Origin of the sequence: Hafnia sp. HMSC23F03 (genome assembly GCF_001816025.1) — a bacterium.
Classification (GTDB): Bacteria; Pseudomonadota; Gammaproteobacteria; order Enterobacterales; family Enterobacteriaceae; genus Hafnia; species Hafnia paralvei.
This window is the reverse complement of record NZ_KV824230.1, coordinates 169603-188804: the sequence shown is the minus strand read 5'-3', so window position 1 is coordinate 188804 and position 19202 is coordinate 169603. Positions and strand designations below refer to the sequence as shown.

General features: G+C 49.0%; 17 protein-coding genes. 9 read left to right on the top strand and 8 right to left on the bottom strand.

Going from position 1 to position 19202, the window contains the following annotated elements; translation table 11 throughout:
* Nucleotides 1-32 precede the first annotated feature (32 nt).
* From HMPREF3091_RS12010 to HMPREF3091_RS12000, 3 genes are all read right to left on the bottom strand, one after another.
* Entirely contained in the window at nt 33-980 is a 948-nt protein-coding gene (locus HMPREF3091_RS12010; RefSeq protein WP_070716081.1) for a PfkB family carbohydrate kinase, read from the bottom strand.
* Nucleotides 980-2020: an ADP-ribosylglycohydrolase family protein gene (locus HMPREF3091_RS12005; protein WP_070716079.1), complete on the bottom strand. Its 1041-nt coding sequence runs from the start codon at nt 2018-2020 to the stop codon at nt 980-982. The genes HMPREF3091_RS12010 and HMPREF3091_RS12005 overlap by 1 nt, the downstream gene beginning before the upstream one ends.
* 77 nt (nt 2021-2097) lie before the next feature.
* Nucleotides 2098-3348 carry a nucleoside permease gene (locus HMPREF3091_RS12000; protein WP_004090131.1) on the bottom strand — a complete coding sequence of 417 codons (1251 nt, stop codon included), beginning with the start codon at nt 3346-3348 and terminating at the stop codon, nt 2098-2100.
* Between the two features lie 411 nt (nt 3349-3759).
* On the opposite strand from HMPREF3091_RS12000, the gene HMPREF3091_RS11995 reads away from it, so the two are divergent.
* The 9 genes from HMPREF3091_RS11995 to HMPREF3091_RS11955 all read left to right on the top strand — a co-directional run bounded on the left by HMPREF3091_RS11995 (nt 3760) and on the right by HMPREF3091_RS11955 (nt 14097).
* Complete coding sequence (locus HMPREF3091_RS11995; protein ID WP_246839987.1) at nt 3760-4491, top strand: gluconate 2-dehydrogenase subunit 3 family protein; 732 nt, start codon at nt 3760-3762, stop codon at nt 4489-4491.
* Nucleotides 4491-6269, top strand: a complete 1779-nt coding sequence (locus HMPREF3091_RS11990; RefSeq protein ID WP_070716075.1) for a GMC family oxidoreductase — start codon at nt 4491-4493, stop codon at nt 6267-6269. Before HMPREF3091_RS11995 ends, HMPREF3091_RS11990 begins: the two co-directional genes overlap by 1 nt.
* Before the next feature lie 14 nt (nt 6270-6283).
* Nucleotides 6284-7570 carry a c-type cytochrome gene (locus tag HMPREF3091_RS11985; RefSeq protein ID WP_070716073.1) on the top strand — a complete coding sequence of 429 codons (1287 nt, stop codon included), beginning with the start codon at nt 6284-6286 and terminating at the stop codon, nt 7568-7570.
* A 314-nt stretch (nt 7571-7884) separates the two neighbouring features.
* Nucleotides 7885-8511 carry an outer membrane beta-barrel protein gene (locus HMPREF3091_RS11980; RefSeq protein WP_004090146.1) on the top strand — a complete coding sequence of 209 codons (627 nt, stop codon included), beginning with the start codon at nt 7885-7887 and terminating at the stop codon, nt 8509-8511.
* A 65-nt stretch (nt 8512-8576) separates the two neighbouring features.
* Nucleotides 8577-9248 (top strand): two-component system response regulator PhoP, encoded by a 672-nt coding sequence (gene phoP, locus HMPREF3091_RS11975; RefSeq protein ID WP_035502328.1) that lies wholly within the window; start codon nt 8577-8579, stop codon nt 9246-9248.
* On the top strand, nt 9248-10720 hold the full coding sequence (gene phoQ / locus HMPREF3091_RS11970) for a two-component system sensor histidine kinase PhoQ (protein ID WP_070716071.1): 1473 nt from the start codon (nt 9248-9250) through the stop codon (nt 10718-10720). Before phoP ends, phoQ begins: the two co-directional genes overlap by 1 nt.
* 177 nt (nt 10721-10897) lie before the next feature.
* Complete coding sequence (locus HMPREF3091_RS11965; RefSeq protein WP_004090154.1) at nt 10898-12019, top strand: ribosomal protein uL16 3-hydroxylase; 1122 nt, start codon at nt 10898-10900, stop codon at nt 12017-12019.
* A 222-nt stretch (nt 12020-12241) separates the two neighbouring features.
* Nucleotides 12242-13465 carry a phosphoadenosine phosphosulfate reductase gene (locus HMPREF3091_RS11960; protein WP_070716069.1) on the top strand — a complete coding sequence of 408 codons (1224 nt, stop codon included), beginning with the start codon at nt 12242-12244 and terminating at the stop codon, nt 13463-13465.
* A complete protein-coding gene (locus HMPREF3091_RS11955; protein WP_070716067.1) occupies nt 13462-14097 on the top strand; it encodes an IbrB-like domain-containing protein in 636 nt (211 codons plus the stop codon). The genes HMPREF3091_RS11960 and HMPREF3091_RS11955 overlap by 4 nt, the downstream gene beginning before the upstream one ends.
* A gap of 77 nt (nt 14098-14174) precedes the next feature.
* Here the strand turns inward: HMPREF3091_RS11955 and cobB are convergent, their stop codons facing one another.
* Genes cobB through lolC form a run of 5 tightly spaced genes read right to left on the bottom strand, consistent with a single transcriptional unit; the run spans nt 14175 to nt 19168 of the window.
* Entirely contained in the window at nt 14175-15014 is an 840-nt protein-coding gene (gene cobB / locus HMPREF3091_RS11950) for a Sir2 family NAD+-dependent deacetylase (protein ID WP_070716066.1), read from the bottom strand.
* Between the two features lie 51 nt (nt 15015-15065).
* The gene (nagK, locus tag HMPREF3091_RS11945; protein ID WP_070716065.1) at nt 15066-15977 is read right to left on the bottom strand and encodes an N-acetylglucosamine kinase; all 912 of its coding nucleotides are present in this window, start codon (nt 15975-15977) and stop codon (nt 15066-15068) included.
* Nucleotides 15978-16006: 29 nt separating this feature from the next.
* Nucleotides 16007-17257, bottom strand: a complete 1251-nt coding sequence (gene lolE / locus HMPREF3091_RS11940) for a lipoprotein-releasing ABC transporter permease subunit LolE (protein WP_070716062.1) — start codon at nt 17255-17257, stop codon at nt 16007-16009.
* Nucleotides 17257-17976 (bottom strand): lipoprotein-releasing ABC transporter ATP-binding protein LolD, encoded by a 720-nt coding sequence (gene lolD, locus HMPREF3091_RS11935; RefSeq protein ID WP_070716061.1) that lies wholly within the window; start codon nt 17974-17976, stop codon nt 17257-17259. The genes lolE and lolD overlap by 1 nt, the downstream gene beginning before the upstream one ends.
* Nucleotides 17969-19168: a lipoprotein-releasing ABC transporter permease subunit LolC gene (lolC, locus tag HMPREF3091_RS11930; RefSeq protein WP_070716057.1), complete on the bottom strand. Its 1200-nt coding sequence runs from the start codon at nt 19166-19168 to the stop codon at nt 17969-17971. The genes lolD and lolC overlap by 8 nt, the downstream gene beginning before the upstream one ends.
* Between the last annotated feature and the right edge of the window lie 34 nt (nt 19169-19202).

Below are 19202 nucleotides of genomic sequence, written 5' to 3'. Positions count from 1 at the left end.
AATCGTGCTTGAAGGAGACTGAGCGTAACGGGTTAGAAAAATGTCGTTAGTTCTCCCACCGTCGGCGCGCAATCACCGCCTCGGAATGAAACCACATAAGCGGCAACGTGATTGGCTAATATCAACGAATCTTTAGCCGTGAGTCCACTCGCCAGCCCTGCGAGCAATCCCGCACAATGGCTATCGCCCGCACCGATCGTATCAACCACCTGTACACGACAGGGTTCAACCCATCCGGCATCGTCATGAGACCATCGGTAATAACACCCTGCATCCCCCATTCTGACCACCACGAGTTCATGAGTCTGTTCATAAAGCTGATGGCAGAATGTGACAACATCATCGCCTTGCATGCCCAAGAGTTTAGCTTCACGCTCGTTCAGCGTCAGGATCACTCCAGGGCGGAGCAGTTGTTGTACCGTTTGCGGGGCAATACGATCCAGTCGAGGGCCAAAATCAATCACAACTTTAACCTCAACGGGCAAGCGCTGTAGCCAAGTAATCAATACATCGCTGCTCGAAGCGCTTAGCTGATAGCCAGAGACTGACACAAAACCGGACTTTGGCTTCATAGATTCCAGCCAATGAGGCTGCCATTGGTTCTCAATGCCGTCGAAAGAGATAAAAGTGCGCTCACCATCCGGCTCCACCAGCGCCAGACACCAGCCATTATCGCCACCGCTTACATTAAGCTGACTTTCAATACCTTTTCGCGCCATCTCCGCTCGCAAGCGATCGGCCCACATACCTTCACCAACAGGCAGCATCGGTGCGCAATTCACCTCAAGGCGGTGCAACGCTAAGACAATGTTAAGCGCGCAGCCCCCCAGATGTACGCCGCGCTCGAAAGCGGGCTGATCGCCACCTCGCTCGGGCAAGCGATCGGTTTCTGCCACAACGTCCATCACTGAGGCACCAAGCACCATCACGGGCTGCGCCTGCTTGCGTTGTTCAACAAATTGGTTCAGCCACGGTTTCATTATTTGCTTTCCTGCCATTGCGCGCGAAATTGTTCAAATCCCATGCTATAGCGCGTCATATCAATGGGGTTGGTTTTCTTCAGCGTATCCAGCCACTCCTTTTTGATCGCATCAACGCCTTGCAATGCACCACAGATCGCCGTCGCCATCGCACCAATGGTATCGGTATCGCCACCTAGGTTGGCACACAACTCCGCGCACCGATTCGGACAGCCTTTAGCCAAATCCACCATCGCTATCGCTGCAGGAACTGATTCGATAGTACTCACACCAGCCCCCACCAACTGATAGACGCGCTCGCTGGCATCTTCGATACCATCCGCATGGGCAACCACGGAAAGCGCGAGTTCGATACGCGCCGCCAGTGAGGCGCTGAAAGTGGATGGACGGAATTCTTGTGCATAGGCGGCAACGGCAGGCAACGCCATTTTAATTTCTGCCCAGCTTGCGCCCTCAATCGCTTTAGATACTGACCACGCAATGACGACGGCCCCCGCGACAGCAATATCTGACTTATGCGTTGGGCTCGACGCTTCCCAAACCTGATCAACAAAGGTACGTAACGGTGCCGATGGCAAGACACACCCTAGAGGGGAAACACGCATTGCTGCCCCGTTCGTCACGCCATTATTTTCCAAACTGCTAATCGGCTTGCCTTCTTTCTGTTCACGTAGCGCCACTTTGGAGCTTGGGCCCAAAATGTTTTTATTGAATGCATCGAAGCTATCGACCCAACGAATAACGTTACGCGCAATAAGCTCTGGAACCACCTTCCCATTCGCTTCTAACAAGGCATCAGCTAATGCTAGCGCCATCGACGTATCATCGGTGAATTGCCCGGCGGTAAAATAACAAGCAGCAGAATTTTCCTGCGGGCCATCCAGAAAACGATCAATCCAGCCAAAATGACTGCGCACCCGAGAACGTGGCCACAGCTCAGATGGCATCCCCAGAGAATCCCCTAACATCTGGCCATAAAGCGCTCCCAGAATGCGTTGCTGGATAGTCAGATCTTTTCCTGCCGATACTTGTAACGTCATAACAACCTCAATATTTCATCGGAGACGCGGGTCAAAGACCTGCCGTCTCCGCTAGGATTCAAAAAACAGTATTAATTTCAGAGGGCAATTTGGCCGATTTCTTTGCTCTTTTCGCGGAAAAACAGTACGAATAGCAGCATGACCGCAAACACCATTGCAGCTCCCACGCCCCAGACGGTAAACCAGTCGAAAGTCATCCCGTTGTGTGCTTCAGGTAGCTGGAACGCTGTCATTGCACGCCCGCCTAACCAGTTACCAATAAAGCTGCCGAAGCCCTGACAAATCAGCGTGATCAGGCCTTGAGCCGCGGTGCGCATATGTGCAGGTGCTTTCTTATCAACGTAGATATAACCGGTGACAAAATAGAAGTCGTAACTCACGCCATGCAACAGAATGCCGATGAATAACATGCTGTACATCAGCATGTCTGCGGTGCCGCCGTAGATAAAGAGGACATAGCGGATACCTGCGGTGACAAAGCCTAACAACAGCACTTTCTTAATACCGTAACGCTTAAGCAGGAACGGTAACGCAAGCATGGCGAAGATTTCGGAAACCTGACCCAGCGTCATCCACCCTGTCGCATTTTGTAAACCAACCTGAGTTAGGTAGCCATTAGCAAACTGGTAGTAAAACGCGAGCGGCATGCAGAACAGGAATGAGCACAAGGCAAAAATAGCGAATGAACGATCGCGCAGCAGCCCTAGCGCGTTCAGGCCCAGAAGATCTTTGATGTCCGTACGCTGCCCGACTTTCGGCGGTGTATTCGGCAGCATGAAGCTGTACAGACCGAGTAACACAGAGGCAATAGCGGTAACAATCAACGGAAGATTAGTGTCAGAGACGTTTTCCATCCCCAATAGTGGCGGTAGCATAAAACCAACCACCAACCCAGAAGCAATCCATCCTAAAGTGCCTAATACACGAATACGTGGGAAATCTTTTTCCGTATCTCGAATATTGGCAAAAGCAATACTATTGGTCAGCGCTACCGTTGGCATATAGGTCAATGCATAGACGACCAGCAGTGGGAAAAAAGTAGAGAATTGAATTTGCCAAGCCAGTAGCAGCATCAGCCCCCCACCCACTATGTGTAACCACCCTAATACTTTCTGCGCAGCAAAATAGCGGTCTGCAATAACCCCGACTAACACTGGAGAGAGGATAGCGGCAATGGCAGTACTGCTGTACGACCACGCAATTTCAGAGGGAGAAAAACCCAGTTTGTTCAGATATTGCCAAAGCGGAACAAACCACGCCCCCCAGATAAACCATTCCACGAACATCATCACGGATAGTTTTGTATTGTTATTATTCACAGTTTGCATTTGATTTCCTTGCACACGAATGGCCTAAGAACCCTTTCATTGCGTAGTACCTTAATAATACCATTGAAATAATACTGAGAGCTGAATCGAACAATCATATTTCCTTCCCTCTTAGAGGCAATCGTTTTCTTTGCCATTCTCCTCCTATGCTCCCTGAACAATCCCTTATCTAGTTATCGATAGTTATCTGAGTGGTAAATAAATTGTATGAAAATATTTTCTTAATTGTTTTTTATATCCATGCAATTACAATGGAATTTATGATTAGCAACCTAATCATAAACAAGGCAACTAGATGCCGATTATAAGACTCTCATCATCCTTCGATCCTCTCTTCTCAATCTGGCGCTACATCAAAGCCAGGTGCATTTAATGAGTAGAGCGTATCCTTTAATGCAAGGTGCTGTAGTTATGTCAAAGCCTCATGAAGCAATGCCATCCAGAAGGCAATTTTTAAAAAAGACGCTCACACTTATTCCACTCGCCGCAGCCACAGGTTCGGGGGTTGTCTCGTTCACATCATCGGCGCAGACAGCCTCTGAAAAATCTCCCGGCGTCAGCCAGCACTATGTCCCTATTTACTTTAATAATGAGGAATGGGCATTTTTATTGGCTGCCTGTGAGCGATTAATCCCGAGTGATGCCAATGGCCCTGGGGCCGTTGAGCAAGGTGTGCCGGCGTTTATCGATAAACAAATGGAGGCTCCTTTTGGGCGCGGCGGTCTCTGGTATATGCATCCACCATTTGTCTCAGCGGTTCCCGAGCTTGGATACCAATCCAAACTCGTGCCGCGAGAGGTTTATCGTTTAGGTATCAGTGAGGTAAACCACTATTGTCGCAAGCAGTTTAAACAGCGTTTTGCCGAACTTTCCCCAGATCAACAAGATCAGGTTCTCTCTAATCTTGAAAAGGATGAGCCCAGCTTCGATAACGTATCCGCAAAAATGTTTTTTGACCTACTACTGCAAAATACCAAAGAAGGCTATCTGGCGGATCCTATTCACGGCGGAAACCAAACGTTGGCATCGTGGAAGCTCATTGGTTTCCCCGGAGCACGCGCCGACTACACCGACTGGGTCGATCATCCGAATGAACCCTACCCACAAGGCCCTATCAGTATTTCCAGCAAGAGGACTGCATAATGACAACAATAAAAAAAGAACCCGTTGATGTGGTTATCGTCGGCTTCGGCTGGACTGGCGCCATTATGGGGATGGAAATGACCGATGCGGGCTTGAGCGTCGTCGCTTTAGAGCGAGGGGAAAAACGCGATACTTATCCTGATTTTGCCTATCCTCGCATCGCTGATGAACTAACTTATGGGATCCGTCTAAAACTCTTCCAAGAGGCATCAAAAGAAACGGTTACCGTGCGCCACAACCCCGGTGATTATGCCGTTCCATATCGTCAATTTGGATCGTTTCTGCCCGGTAACGGCGTCGGCGGTGCCGGAGTACATTGGAACGGTATGCACTGGCGCGCCCTTCCCAGTGATTTAAAAATGCATACCACCGTGATGGAACGTTATGGTAAGTCATTCATCCCTGAAGGAATGCTGTTGCAGGACTACCCTGTCAGCTATAACGATTTAGAACCCTTTTTTGATAAGTTCGAAAAAGTATGCGGAACGGCAGGAAAGTCAGGCAATTTGCAGGGGGAAATTATTGATGGCGGCAACCCTTTCGAAGGGCCGCGGATGTCAGAATACCCAACGCCGCCGCTTAAACAGCTGTATTCTGGCGCATTGTTTAGCCAAGCGGCTAAAGAACTCGGATATCATCCTTTTGCTATTCCAGCCGCAAACTGTTCCCAGCCTTACACCAATCCTTATGGTGTCCAACTCGGCCCTTGTAACTACTGCGGATTCTGCGAACGCTTCGGATGCTTTATGTATTCTAAAGGCTCCCCTCAATCGACGATTCTCCCGGTATTAACTCAGCGAAAAAACTTCGAGCTACGCGCTAACTCCATGGTCATAAAGGTCAATCTTGATAGTAGCGGTAAAAAGGCAACCGGAGTGACTTATATCGATGCTCAGGGGCGTGAAATCGAACAGCCTGCCAGCATCGTGATTTTAAGTGCATATCAACTGCACAATGTTCGTCTGCTGTTACTCTCTGGGATCGGGACACCCTATAACCCACAAACGGGCGAAGGCATGGTCGGCAGAAATTACGCCTATCAAATGAACAGCGGTATCTCCGTATTTTTTGATAAGGACACTAATTTCAATCCCTTCATTGGTGCGGGCGCCGCAGGCGCTGTTATCGACGACTTCAATAGCGACAACTTTGATCATAGCGATCTCGGCTTTATCGGTGGTGCTTACATATCCGCAGTGCGCACCGGCGGTCGCCCGATTCAACAAATGTCGTTACCCGCTGAGACACCAACATGGGGGGCCGGATGGAAGCAAGGAATTGAAGATAACTACCTGCACTCCATGAGTATCGGCTCTGAAGGTTCCGTGATGCCGTATAAAGAATGTTATCTCGACCTCGATCCCAACTATAAAGATGACTTTGGCCAACCGTTATTGCGTATGACATTTGATTGGAAGCCAAACGAAATCAAAATGACGCAGCACATCACCAGCAAAATGCAGGGAATTGCTACGGCCATGAACCCTAAACAGATGAAAATCTCTGTAATGGATATGAACAGCCATTACGACGTGCGCCCCTATCAGTCAACGCATACCACCGGTGGCGCTATCATGGGCGACAATCCATCCAATAGTGTGATTAACAAATATCTGCAAAGCTGGGACGTACCTAACGTCTTCGTACAGGGTGCCAGCGCCTTCCCCCAAAATATGGCCTATAACCCCACAGGATTAGTTGGCGCACTTGCCTATTGGTCAGCACATGCCATTCGCACTCAATACTTAGCCAATCCTGGCCCATTGGTTCAGGCCTAACAGGGAGAGCAATCATGAAAACGATCACGCTAACACAGCTAGCCATGCTCTTACTGAGTACGAGCAGTTTTTGCATCCAAGCCGCACCTACGCCACTCGAACAACGCATCGCCCATGGAGAATATCTCTCACGCGCAGGTGATTGCGCCGCCTGCCATACGGCTCCCGGAGGACAACCTTTCGCGGGGGGATTAAAAATGACCACGCCGGTAGGCGCGATCTATTCAACCAATATCACCCCGGATCGAAAAAACGGGATAGGTGAATATAGCTATGCAGAATTTGCGGATGCTGTTCGGCAAGGCATCCGTAAAGATGGTAGCCATCTTTATCCCGCCATGCCCTATCCTTCATTTGTCAAAATCAATGACGACGATCTTCAAGACCTCTATCTCTATTTTCAGCATGGTGTAAAACCGGTCGCTCAGACGAACAAAGACAGCGATATTCCATGGCCGCTAAACATGCGTTGGCCACTAGCCGCTTGGAATGCGTTATTCCGCCACGATGGTACATACCAAGTCGATGCCCAACAGAGTACAGCGTGGAATCGAGGGGCCTATCTTGTACAAGGATTAGGCCACTGTGGATCTTGCCATACGCCTCGCGGAATAGGTTTCCAAGAGAAAGCCCTTGACCAGACGGAGTCAGAATATCTGAGCGGAGGAACGTTAGAAGGCTGGCACGCAGCTAATCTGCGCGGAGATAAAGTCACAGGATTAGGAAGTTGGAGTGTGCAAGACATCGCCCAGTTCCTAAAATCGGGTCACACGGAAAAATCGGCGGCGTTCGGCTCTATGACAGATGTGGTGCAGGATAGCACCCAATATCTCAGTCATGATGATTTGCAGGCAATTGCCGTTTATGTGAAATCACTGAAACCTGTTGGCGATAGTGCCACAGAGCCCACTCACGATGACAAAACCTATCAGGCACTGGCAAGCGGAAAAGTCACTCAGGCAGGGGCTCAGATTTACCTCGATAATTGTGCGGCCTGCCATCGCTCAGATGGTCTCGGCTACAAGAATACGTTTCCGGCTCTCGCACATAACCCTGTCGTACTAAGCGAAGATCCTTCATCGCTAATTAGTATCGTGCTGAAAGGCTCCCATGTTCCTAAAACGCAGTCAGCCCCAACAGGCCTCACGATGCCCGACTTTGGCTGGCGACTTAATGATGAGGATATCGCTCAGTTGCTATCATTTGTACGAACGGGCTGGGGAAATCAGGCCGAACCAGTCAGCGCGTCGCAGGTCAGCGATATCCGAGCAGATCTGCCTAAATCGGATATCAAGCACTAGCTCGATTATTCACCGGACTTAGCGAGAAACCTACGCCGTAAATATTTAACACTATAAGGCACAACCGCGCCGTCAAAAGGCCTAAAAAAACCGCAGTGGCGTATTCCTTATGCGCTGCGGTTTCTTCGTTTTATCTTCTTGCACACAGATAAGGTTTCCTTTTAAGCCAAAAACCCTGTAAAAGCCCATTTCACCTCGTTTAATTTTCGTTTAAGTTTGAAGGTGCATGGTTGAGGAAAGGTTTAGTCGGTTCTTTCGATACTAGTTGTCGCAGTAACAAAGACGACAACAATGAAATATCGAGGAAACAACTCATGTTTAAACAATCTTTATGCGCAGTAGCTATCATTAGTGCTATGAGCGGCGTTGCACTTGCAGATGACTACACGTATGTTGCCGGCGGTTTGCAGGTGGGTGGCATCACAAACAAAAGCGATTTTGATAAATTAGTGCACCAGAACCGTCCAGATCAAAGCAAAACCACTATGGGTGGCTTTTACCTGCGCGGTGGATATGGTTTCGAAAACAACGTGTTCATCGATGCGCGTTTAAACGCAATGGGTAATAGCCAGCGTGGCAGCGGTGATAGCCTGCTGGGTTTGGGTTACCACTTTGCCATTAACCCAACCACCGACATGTATGCTTTGATCGGCGCGAGCGGTCACGCTGTTTCCAGCAACTTTGATTATGATAAGAAGCGTGATGAAAACTGGAGCAGCGCCACCGGTGAGATTGGGGTTAAAAGCCACATCACCGACAAAATCAGTATGAATGCTGCTTATCGTTACGCCGAATATGATAGCCGCGGCTTCAATGAAGCTCGTATCGGGGCGGGTTATGCGTTAACGCCTAATCTGGCCGCTGAAATTGGTTATACCTACCATAACTGGAAAGTTGACGATCAGATCGGTGAGATCGGGATCCGCTATACTTTCCAGTAGAATAACATCATATGTGCTTGCCAAGAGGCATCGCCTCTTGGCCTTATCTTATGGAGAAGTCACTCATGCGAATTCTGGTCGTTGAAGATAACGGTTTACTTCGTCACCACCTTTCAGTTCAGATGCGCGATATGGGGCATCAGGTTGACGCCGCCGAAGATGCCAAAGAAGCCGATTTTTTTGTTAAAGAACAAACGCCTGACATTGCAATCGTCGATCTGGGTTTGCCGGGTGAGGATGGGCTAAGCCTGATCCGCCGTTGGCGTGCTGAGCAAATCAAGCTCCCTATTTTGGTATTAACCGCGCGAGAAAGCTGGCAGGATAAAGTGGCTGTGCTCGAAGCTGGCGCAGATGATTACGTGACAAAACCTTTCCATCTCGAAGAGGTTATTGCACGTATGCAAGCTCTGATGCGTCGCAATAGCGGCTTGGCTTCGCAGGTCATTACCCTTCCACCATTCCAAATCGATTTATCTCGCCGTGAGCTTACGGTGAATGAAAATCTCATCAAGCTGACCGCATTTGAATACACCATTATTGAAACGCTCATTCGTAACCACGCCAAGGTCGTCAGCAAAGACGCATTAATGCTACAGCTCTACCCTGATGCGGAGCTGAGAGAAAGCCACACCATCGACGTATTAATGGGACGTTTGCGTAAAAAGCTCCAAAGCGAATACCCGCACGAAGTCATTACCACGGTTCGTGGACAAGGCTACAGGTTTGATATTAACTGATGAACCTTCCGCGTTGGGCACACTATAAAGCACAGCCGTTTTCGCTGAGGACACGGTTTTTACTCGCAACGGCGGCCGTTGTATTTATGCTATCACTGGCCTACGGCGTCGTTGCGGTGGTCGGCTACGTTGTAAGTTTCGATAAAACGACGTTCCGTCTGCTGCGTGGCGAAAGCAATCTGTTCTTCAGCTTGGCACATTTTGAAAATGGTAAATTGACCATCACCTCTCCGCCTAACTTCGATCTCAACGCACCGACGTTGGTCATGATTTACGACGATAAAGGCAAACTACTCTGGTCACAACGCAAAGTCCCCGAACTAGAAAAACGCATTGAGAAATCTTGGTTGGAAAAACCCGGCTTCTACGAGCTTGATTCCAGCACCATATTCAGTAGTGCGGTTTTAGGGGATAATCCAAAAGTTCAGGATCAGCTGAAGGATTACGACGACGACGATGACGATGCCATGACGCATTCCGTTGCCGTCAACCAATATGCGGCAACGGATCGCCTACCGGCACTGACTATTGTTGTCGTGGATACCATCCCTCAAGAGTTACAAAACTCAGATATGGTCTGGGGATGGTTCACCTACGTACTTATCGCCAATATTTTGCTGGTCGTCCCCCTACTTTGGTTAGCCGCATATTGGAGCCTACAGCCGATAAAGCTGTTGCTGACACAGGTGCGAGAGTTAGAAAGCGGCAAGCGTGAGCTTTTAAGTGAAAACCCTCCTCGCGAACTGCGTGGCTTAGTGCGCAATTTAAACATTCTGCTTAGCAACGAGCGCCAGCGCTATACTCGCTATCGGACAACATTATCGGACCTCACTCACAGCCTAAAGACACCGCTCGCGGTATTGCAGAGCACCCTCCGCTCGCTGCGCAATGGAAAAGACTTAAAAATTGAGCAGGCTGAGCCGATTATGCTGGAGCAAATTAGTCGTATTTCACAGCAAATTGGCTACTACCTGCATCGAGCCAGCATGCAATCTGAGCACAGCATGCTCAATCGAGAACTGCACTCCGTTCCGCCGTTGTTGGATAGCCTTTGCTCCGCACTCAATAAGGTCTATCAACGCAAAGGCGTTGATATCACACTGGATATATCTCCCGAACTCACGTTTGTCGGCGAGAAAAATGATTTCATGGAAGTCATGGGTAACGTGCTGGATAACGCCTGTAAATATTGTCTCGAGTTCGTTGAGATCACGGCACAACAAACGGAAAAAGAGCTCATCATTATCATCGATGATGATGGTCCTGGCATTCCCGCCAGCAAACGCGATTTGATTTTCCGCCGTGGTCAGAGGATTGATACTCTGCTGCCTGGACAAGGCCTTGGTTTAGCCTTAGTCGATGAATTACTGCAACAGTATGATGGCGAAGCCGTTATCACCGATAGTCCCCTCGGTGGCGCACGCATGAGTATCCACTTCGGCCGTCAGCAAATTTCACATACGCTCGACTGAGCATCGCAAGTGTCCCTCCTAATACTCACAAACGGCGCTTAACAGGCGCCGTTGTCTAAAATATTTGTCCTTAAGCCTAAATTATTTTCTTTAAAACCAGAGTTGTGACAAACAGGCGGAGGAATCCCACGGTACTTCCGTTATAATCCCAACAGATACATACACAGGGAATTAACAATGGATTATCAACTCGATCTCGACTGGCACGATTTTTTGCAACGCTACTGGCAAAAACGCCCCGTCATTCTAAAGCGCGGGTTCAAGAATTTCGTTGATCCCATTTCTCCTGATGAGTTAGCAGGCTTGGCAATGGAAAACGAGGTCGATAGCCGCCTTGTTAGCCATCAAGACGGTCGTTGGCAGGTTGCGCATGGCCCTTTCGAAAGTTACGATCATCTCGGTGAGAATAACTGGTCGATTCTGGTTCAAGCTGTCGACCATTGGCATGTTCCATCCAGTGCTTTAATGCGCCCTTTCCGTAAACTGCCAGACTGGCGTACTGACGACCTGATGATCTCCTTCTCGGTGCCTGGAGGTGGCGTTGGGCCACACTTAGATCAATACGACGTATTCATCATTCAAGGAACCGGCCGCCGGCGTTGGCGCGTTGGCGAAAAGACACAGCTAAGACAGCACAGTCCACATCCCGACCTCCTTCAAGTCGAGCCTTTCGACGCCATCATTGATGAAGAGATGGAACCGGGTGACATTCTTTATATTCCACCCGGTTTCCCTCATGAAGGTTATGCGCTGGAAAACTCACTTAACTACTCTGTAGGTTTCCGAGCACCCAGTGGACGTGAATTGATCAGCGGCTTCGCCGATTTTGTGCTCGCTAATGAGCTCGGCAGTGAGCGCTATAGCGATCCCGATCTTGTGCTACGCGATAACCCATCGGAGGTTCAAGCCGCCGAGCTAGAAAAGCTGCGTGGAATGATGATGAGCCAGTTACAAAACCAAGATAACTTCAATCTATGGTTTGGTGAATTCGTCAGTCAGTCTCGCCACGAGCTCGATATCGCGCCACCTGAGCCACCGTATCAGGTAGGAGAGATTTATGAGCTGCTGCAAGCGGGCGAATCTCTAGAACGTCTGGGTGGGCTGCGCGTCATTAACGTCGCAGGAAGTTGTTTTGTAAACGGTGAAGTTATCGTTACTGACCATGCTGCCGCTGCCCACGTTCTTGCTCGAGAATATGTGATCAATTCAGCCATGCTCGGTGATGCACTTGAGGATCCTAGTTTCCTTGCGACCCTAGCTGCATTAATTAATAGCGGGTATTGGTTCTTCAGAGACTAAAACCGGCCTCTATTATCATAGCAATTCACTATTTGGTGGCTGAATACATACAGCCACCAAATATAAATTAAAAAAATAATATTGATATTTTATTTATCAATCGGGTCTAACTTTAGATTTAGGCAACATATTTAAAATATGTAGCTATCAACCGATTACGTTAGGTATTATTCTATTAATCCCCACATCACCTGAACGACAATACCTTAAAAATAAATCGCTATGAATGCGTTAACTAATAAAAAAATAGCTTTAAGTATTGATGTGCTAAAGGCTGCGAAATCACGTATTGAATGGACTTTCGACACATTCTCTCGCGTTTGTGTTTCTTTTTCCGGCGGCAAAGACTCCACGGTATTACTCCATTTAGTTGCCGAATATGCTAAAGCGCATAACCGGAAATTCGACGTTTTATTTATTGACTGGGAGGCTCAGTTTACCCATACCATCACCCATATTGAGAAGATGCGGCGGTTATATCATGCCGAGATCGGAACGTTTTATTGGGTAGCATTACCCATTACTACAGGGAATTCTGTTTCACAATTTCAACCAGAATGGCAGTGTTGGACGCCAAATATTGAATGGATACGTAAGTTTCCCGCTGATGCCATCTCTGATACGGCTTTTTTTCCGTTTTATTATGACGGCATCACTTTTGAAGAGTTTATGCCGGCCTTCGCAGGCTGGTACTCCATGCAACAACCCAGCGCAATGATGATCGGTATTCGTACCGACGAATCATATAACCGCTTCTGGGCCGTTGCATCAAAACGAAAACATCGTTTTGCTGATGATAAACCGTGGACTACCGCTAACATTTCGGGGCACTGCTATAGCATCTACCCCATATACGACTGGAAAACCGAAGACATTTGGACCTACTTTGCCTCCACAAGGAAAGCCTATAACACCCTATATGATTTGATGTATCAGGCTGGCGTCGCACTTCGTTCTATGCGCATCTGTGAACCTTTTGGCCCCGAACAGCGTCAAGGGCTATGGCTTTACCATGTCCTAGAACCTGAATGTTGGGAACGTGTTTGCACTAGGGTCTCGGGGGCTAATACAGGGGGGATTTATGCAAATAACCGAGGTGATTTTTATGCTCGCCGTCAGGTACATAAACCCGATAATCATAACTGGCGCAGCTATGCCCTATTCTTACTCGACAGCATGCCGCAAAAAACTGCGGAGCATTATCGTAACAAAATCGCTATTTATTTACGTTGGTATCAGACTCACGGTTTTCCCATCGATATACCCGATGAACAAGAGAAAGATATCGGCTCTAAAGATATTCCGTCTTGGCGACGCATCTGCAAAGTTCTTCTCAGAAATGATTATTGGTGTCGTTCTTTATCATTTAGCCCAAATAAACCGAGTAGCTATGAGCGGTATCACAAAAGAATTCAGGCGCGCAGGAAATGTTGGAGTGTTATATGAAGATTGATACGTTAGTTAACGATCTAAAAGTAGAATTGGAATCTATGCCAGAAGCCATAAAAATTGAGGCGTTAAATAAGATCCGAGTCATGCTTCATCACGTAAGTCCATTTAACAACGAGCCTATCGACTGTGTGCTCTGGAAGCCTATCGAGGATGTTGTCGCGAACGATTATAATCCCAATAACGTTGCCCCACCTGAAAAGCGACTTTTATATACTTCGTTATTACGTGATGGTTACACCCAACCGATAGTTACCGCTCAAATAAAAGATGATGATAAAGATTATGTCATCGTAGATGGTTTTCATCGCCGTGAACTGGCCGCCGATCGCCCTAAGCTACGTAAACGTATCCGCGGCTATCTTCCCGTTGTCATCTTAAACGATTTAGAAAACGAAAAGTCCCACCGCATTGCAGCAACAATTCGTCATAATCGCGCGCGCGGCAAACACCAAATCAGTATTATGTCGGATATCGTGCGTGAACTGTACCGGCTCGGCTGGAGCGATGAAAAAATTAGTGAAGAGCTGGGGATGGATGCGGATGAGGTATTGCGCTTGAAGCAAATCAGCGGATTGATGGAGTTATTTCAGGATCGCGAATTCTCTGAGGCATGGACGGTAAAGTAGCCTAAACAATTTCGCCATCTTTACAGGATAAAGATGGCGAAATAAACGAACGCTATGTCATAACCGCACATGTACGACTATTTATAAATCTCTTCTAACAGTTCGCGGACATACTCTGGCACCACCTGACTAGCAGAGCCATAATGCTTCTCATCAAACTGGCTCTCGACCTGACTTGGTTCGAGATTTAATTCTACCGTATGAGCACCATTCAGATGGGCTTCATGCACAAATCCAGCTGCGGGATACACATGGCCAGAGGTACCAATCGCGATGAAGTAATCTGCTTTAGCCAACGCTTCGTAGATATCATCCATACCGATCGGCATTTCACCAAACCAGACAATATGTGGGCGCAACGGCGCAGGGAACTGGCAACAATGACAGCGGTCGTCAACGGAGAGGTCACCTTCCCAGCGGATAACCTGTCCTGACTGAGTACAGCGGGCTTTTAGCAGCTCACCGTGCATATGAATAATTCGCGTGTTTCCCGCGCGTTCGTGCAAATTATCAATATTCTGTGTAACCAGCACAAAATGATCGCCCAGTTGGCGCTCAAGTTCTGCGAGTGCTAAATGCGCCCCATTAGGCTGAATCTCTGGCTGCTGCAGCTGATGGCGACGCGCATTATAGAAGCTCTGCACCAACTCAGGATCGCGGTGATAGCCTTCTGGTGTCGCAACATCTTCAACGCGATGCTCTTCCCATAAACCATCGGCTGCACGGAACGTACGTATCCCTGACTCGGCAGAAATACCGGCACCGGTCAGAACCACAACATAGGGTTTAGTCATACACCCTCCCGCCTCATTGTTCGCGTGACACAGTGTGTCACGGTGGAAAATTCGAGAGCGAAAACGCTGATGCCGCAATCGTTTGTTTTTCCTAAACCGGCATATACGATGACGGGTACGCATAACGACTGCTCCTCAATGGTTTCTTTGCCACAACAAAGATAATAATCGTAATTAGTCGGTCAGATTTAAAAATGCCGCGCCTCGCACTCCGCCAGCATCACCGTATCGAGCGGGCTCAATACGTGGGGCTTTGGCTGCGCTCAGCATAGAACGTGGAACCCGTTCGTTCAGCAAGGGATAAAGTTCGGAAAAATTCGATAGCCCGCCGCCCAGTACCACAAGATGCGGATCGAGCACGGTGAATAAATTTCCTAAGCAAATCGCTAGCACATCAGCAAAACAGTCAACGTGTGCCAACGCTTGAGCATCCGCAGCACGATAGCGAGCGATAATGTCTTTGGCTGCGAGTTTTTCACCGGTGCGATGTTGATATAACCATTCAAAACCACGGCCTGAGATATAATTTTCGATGCAGCCATGATGCCCGCAGCCGCAGGCAAGGCGCGGCGTATCGGCCCCAATACGATCGAGCGCATCAACCGGCAAACGCAAATGGCCAAACTCTCCGGCAAGGTAGTTACGGCCTGTAAAACTTCTGCCGTTGATAATTAAACCACCGCCCACGCCGGTGCCTAAAATAATCCCCAGCACACTCGGATAGGCGCGGAACTCTGCATCCCACGCTTCCGATAAAGCAAAACAGTTGGCATCGTTATCAACGCGCACGGGGCGTTTAATCAGGGCCGATAAATCACGCGGCAATGGTTTTCCCAGGGCTGACGGTATATTGACGGCATAAAGCGTGCCCTTATCCGCATCAATAGAACCGGGGCACCCAATCCCTACTTGCCCCTGCGTTCCCGTCAGGTTGTCAGCCTCAAACACCAGTGATGCAAAGGCATTAAGCAACTCGCGGTAGTCATCATGCGGTGTCGCTATGCGTTTTTGCCAGATTTGCTTAAGCTCGGCGTCAAACACGCCGAGCTCAATTTTGGTGCCGCCCATATCAAAACCGTAATACATCTCTACAGCTCCTATTGAGTCAGCATGCATCACTGACCACCGCTCAACACCCGCGCAGGATCTATACGACTGGCTCGTCGAGCTGGATACCAGCTAGCAACCAGACTTAGAATAATCGCCGTGGCAAGCACTTGCACCACATCAACCCAATGCAGTTCGGTTGGCAGGAAGTCGATGGGATAGATATCTCCGGACAATAAAGGATGTCCGATCACGCTCTCAATTCCCTTCGAGATGTTGGTCAGCTGCAAAGATGCCACGACACCAATCACAACGCCACACACGCTGCCCACCATTCCAGCCAGTAAACCGTACCAGATGAAAATAGCGCGGATCAGCCGATCTTTCGCCCCGAGCGTTCGCAGTACCGCAATATCGCTGCTCTTGTCTTTCACCGCCATAACCAGCGTAGAAACGATGTTGAAGCAGGCCACGCCAATCACCAACACCATCGCCAAATACATAATGGCGCGGATCATTTGGATATCACGGAACATGTACCCATAGGTACCTTTCCAGCTACGAAGATATACGTAAGCATTGGTCACTTCACCCGCGTCACGTACCAGTTTATCCGCGTTAAACACGTCATTAACTTTAATACTGATACCGGTGACACTGTCACCGAGCTCTTGATACTGCTGGGCATCCGCCAACGGCACCATCGCTAAGCTGTGATCCAGCATCCCGCTCAGCTGTAAAATGCCGCTGACGTGTAGACGAATGCGTTTAGGTTGTAACAGTTTCATCTGAGGATCGTTATTGGGCACCATGACAGTCACCCAATCCCCAACTTTTACATGGAGCGCATCCGCCACACCTTTGCCTAAAATGACCTGTTGTTCACCTGCTTTGAACTTCGACCACGCATTATCCTGCACATACTGTGACAGTTTACTCACGCGGCTTTCTTGTTCAGGATTTACGCCACGCAGTTGTACCGCAACTAGCTGGGTGCCACTTTCAATTAGCCCCGTAAATTCAACGTAAGGCGCGGCGGCAACGATGCCTTTCACTTTCTCCACGCGATCCAGCACCTGTGGCCAGCCAGTGAACGGCTGCTCTACCGGAAAGATTTCACCGTGAGGCACCACGGAAAGAATGCGATGGTCTAGCTCACGTTCAAAACCATTCATCGCGCTTAGCCCGACAATCAACACGGCTACGCCCAGTGCAATACCGATGGTAGAAATAACGGAGATCAGAGACACCATGCCACCACGGCGGCGCCCACGGCTAAAGCGTAGGCCGATCAGCAGGGATAATGGTGAAACCGACATTATTGCGCCCCCATCAGGGTCACATTTTGCTGAAGCTGCCCGTCACGCATTTCAAGCTGACGGTTCAAGCGCTTAGCCAACGTTAAATCGTGAGTAACGACCAAGAAAGCGGTTCCTTGGCGGACATTCAGCTCACCCAACAGATCAAAAATACTGTCAGCGGTACGCATATCAAGGTTACCGGTCGGTTCATCGGCCAACACCAGAGAAGGATTATTCACCAAAGCACGGGCAATCGCGACGCGCTGGCGTTCACCACCAGAAAGCTCAGATGGCCGGTGGTGGCTACGCTTCGCCAAACCAACGGCGGTGAGCATATCCATGGCTTTTCCCTGCGCACCCTCACCCTTTTTACCGCCGATCAACAACGGCATCATTACGTTTTCTAACGCGCTAAAATCGGGCAACAGATGATGGAACTGATAGATAAAACCCAGTTCGCGGTTACGTAATTCCGCCTTCGCAGTTGAGCTCATCTCATTCAGCGACTGGCCTTTGAATATCACTTCACCAGAGGTTGGCGAATCTAATCCCCCGAGCAGATGCAGCAGCGTACTTTTACCCGAACCAGAGCTTCCGACAATGGCCATCATTTCGCCCGGCTGCATGTCAAAGGTCACATTACGCAATACGTCCGTGTGCAATTTGCCTTCATGGTAGGTTTTGCACAGGTCTTTGCACTGCAACAGTTCTTTATACAAAGACGGAGAATTACTCATAACGTAAAGCCTCAGCAGGATTCACCGCGGCAGCTCGCCACGACGGATATAACGTAGAAAGCAGCGCCAGCAACATTGCCACAACGGCAATCAGCACAACCTGCGGAATATTGATATCAACCGGTAGATTGCCACCGGCTAACATTTCCCCCAAACCAGGGATGACATTGATCTGGCTGGCGAACACCACGCCAAGCACCGCACCTAACAGCGCGCCGATAATACCGGCGCTGGCGCCCTGCACCATAAACACGGACATAATCTGCCCACGCGTCAGGCCTTGAGTCTGTAGGATCGCAACTTCGCCCTGCTTTTCCATCACCAGTAAGCTCAGCGAAGTAATAATGTTAAACGCAGCCACAGCGATGATTAAGCTCAGCAGCAAACCCATCATGTTTTTTTCCATCTTAACGGCTTGGAATAGCTCACCTTTGCGCTCGCGCCAGTCCTTCCATTCCAAGCCTTTTTTCAGCGGTTGACTGACCAGAGCGTCAATCGCCAAAGGTTTATCCATATAAACGCGCCAACCGGTGATATTCCCCAGCGGATATCTCATCAAACGTGAAGCATCCTGTTGGTTCATCAGCATCTGATATTGATCTACTTCGCTGTCAGCAGAGAAAGTGCCTACCACGTTGAACACGCGTTGGCTAGGAATGCGCCCCATCGGCGTGAACTGGCTGGCACTCGGCACCATGATCCGCAGTTTCTCGCCGCGCTTAACACCGAGCTGCCCTGCGAGCTGGTCACCTAAAATGACATTGTATTGACCCGGCTGCAGCGCCTGTAGGCTGGAGCCATTAAGATAAGGAGAAAGTGGTTCTTTCTCATTAGGATTGACACCCAGAATAACGCCCACGGCCACGCTATGTGCGCTCTGCAACACGGCATTACCGGTTGTCAGAGGTGCAATACGATTCACCCCTGCCAGATGTTCAAACTGTGTGGCGGGAACCTGCTCTGGATTTATCGACCCTTGTGTCGATGTGATCAATGCCTGCGGCATCAATCCAAGAATATTGTTTTCTAGATCGCGCTCAAAACCGTTCATCACCGAAAGAACGATGACAAGCGCCATAACACCAAGCGTGATGCCTATAGTAGAAAGCCAAGAGACAAACCGGCCAAAGCGGTCTGAGGCTCGTCCGCGCATATAACGCAGACCGATGAATAACGCGACAGGTTGATACATGAAATCCGTTCGGTTGCTGTAGTTAAAGCAAAGA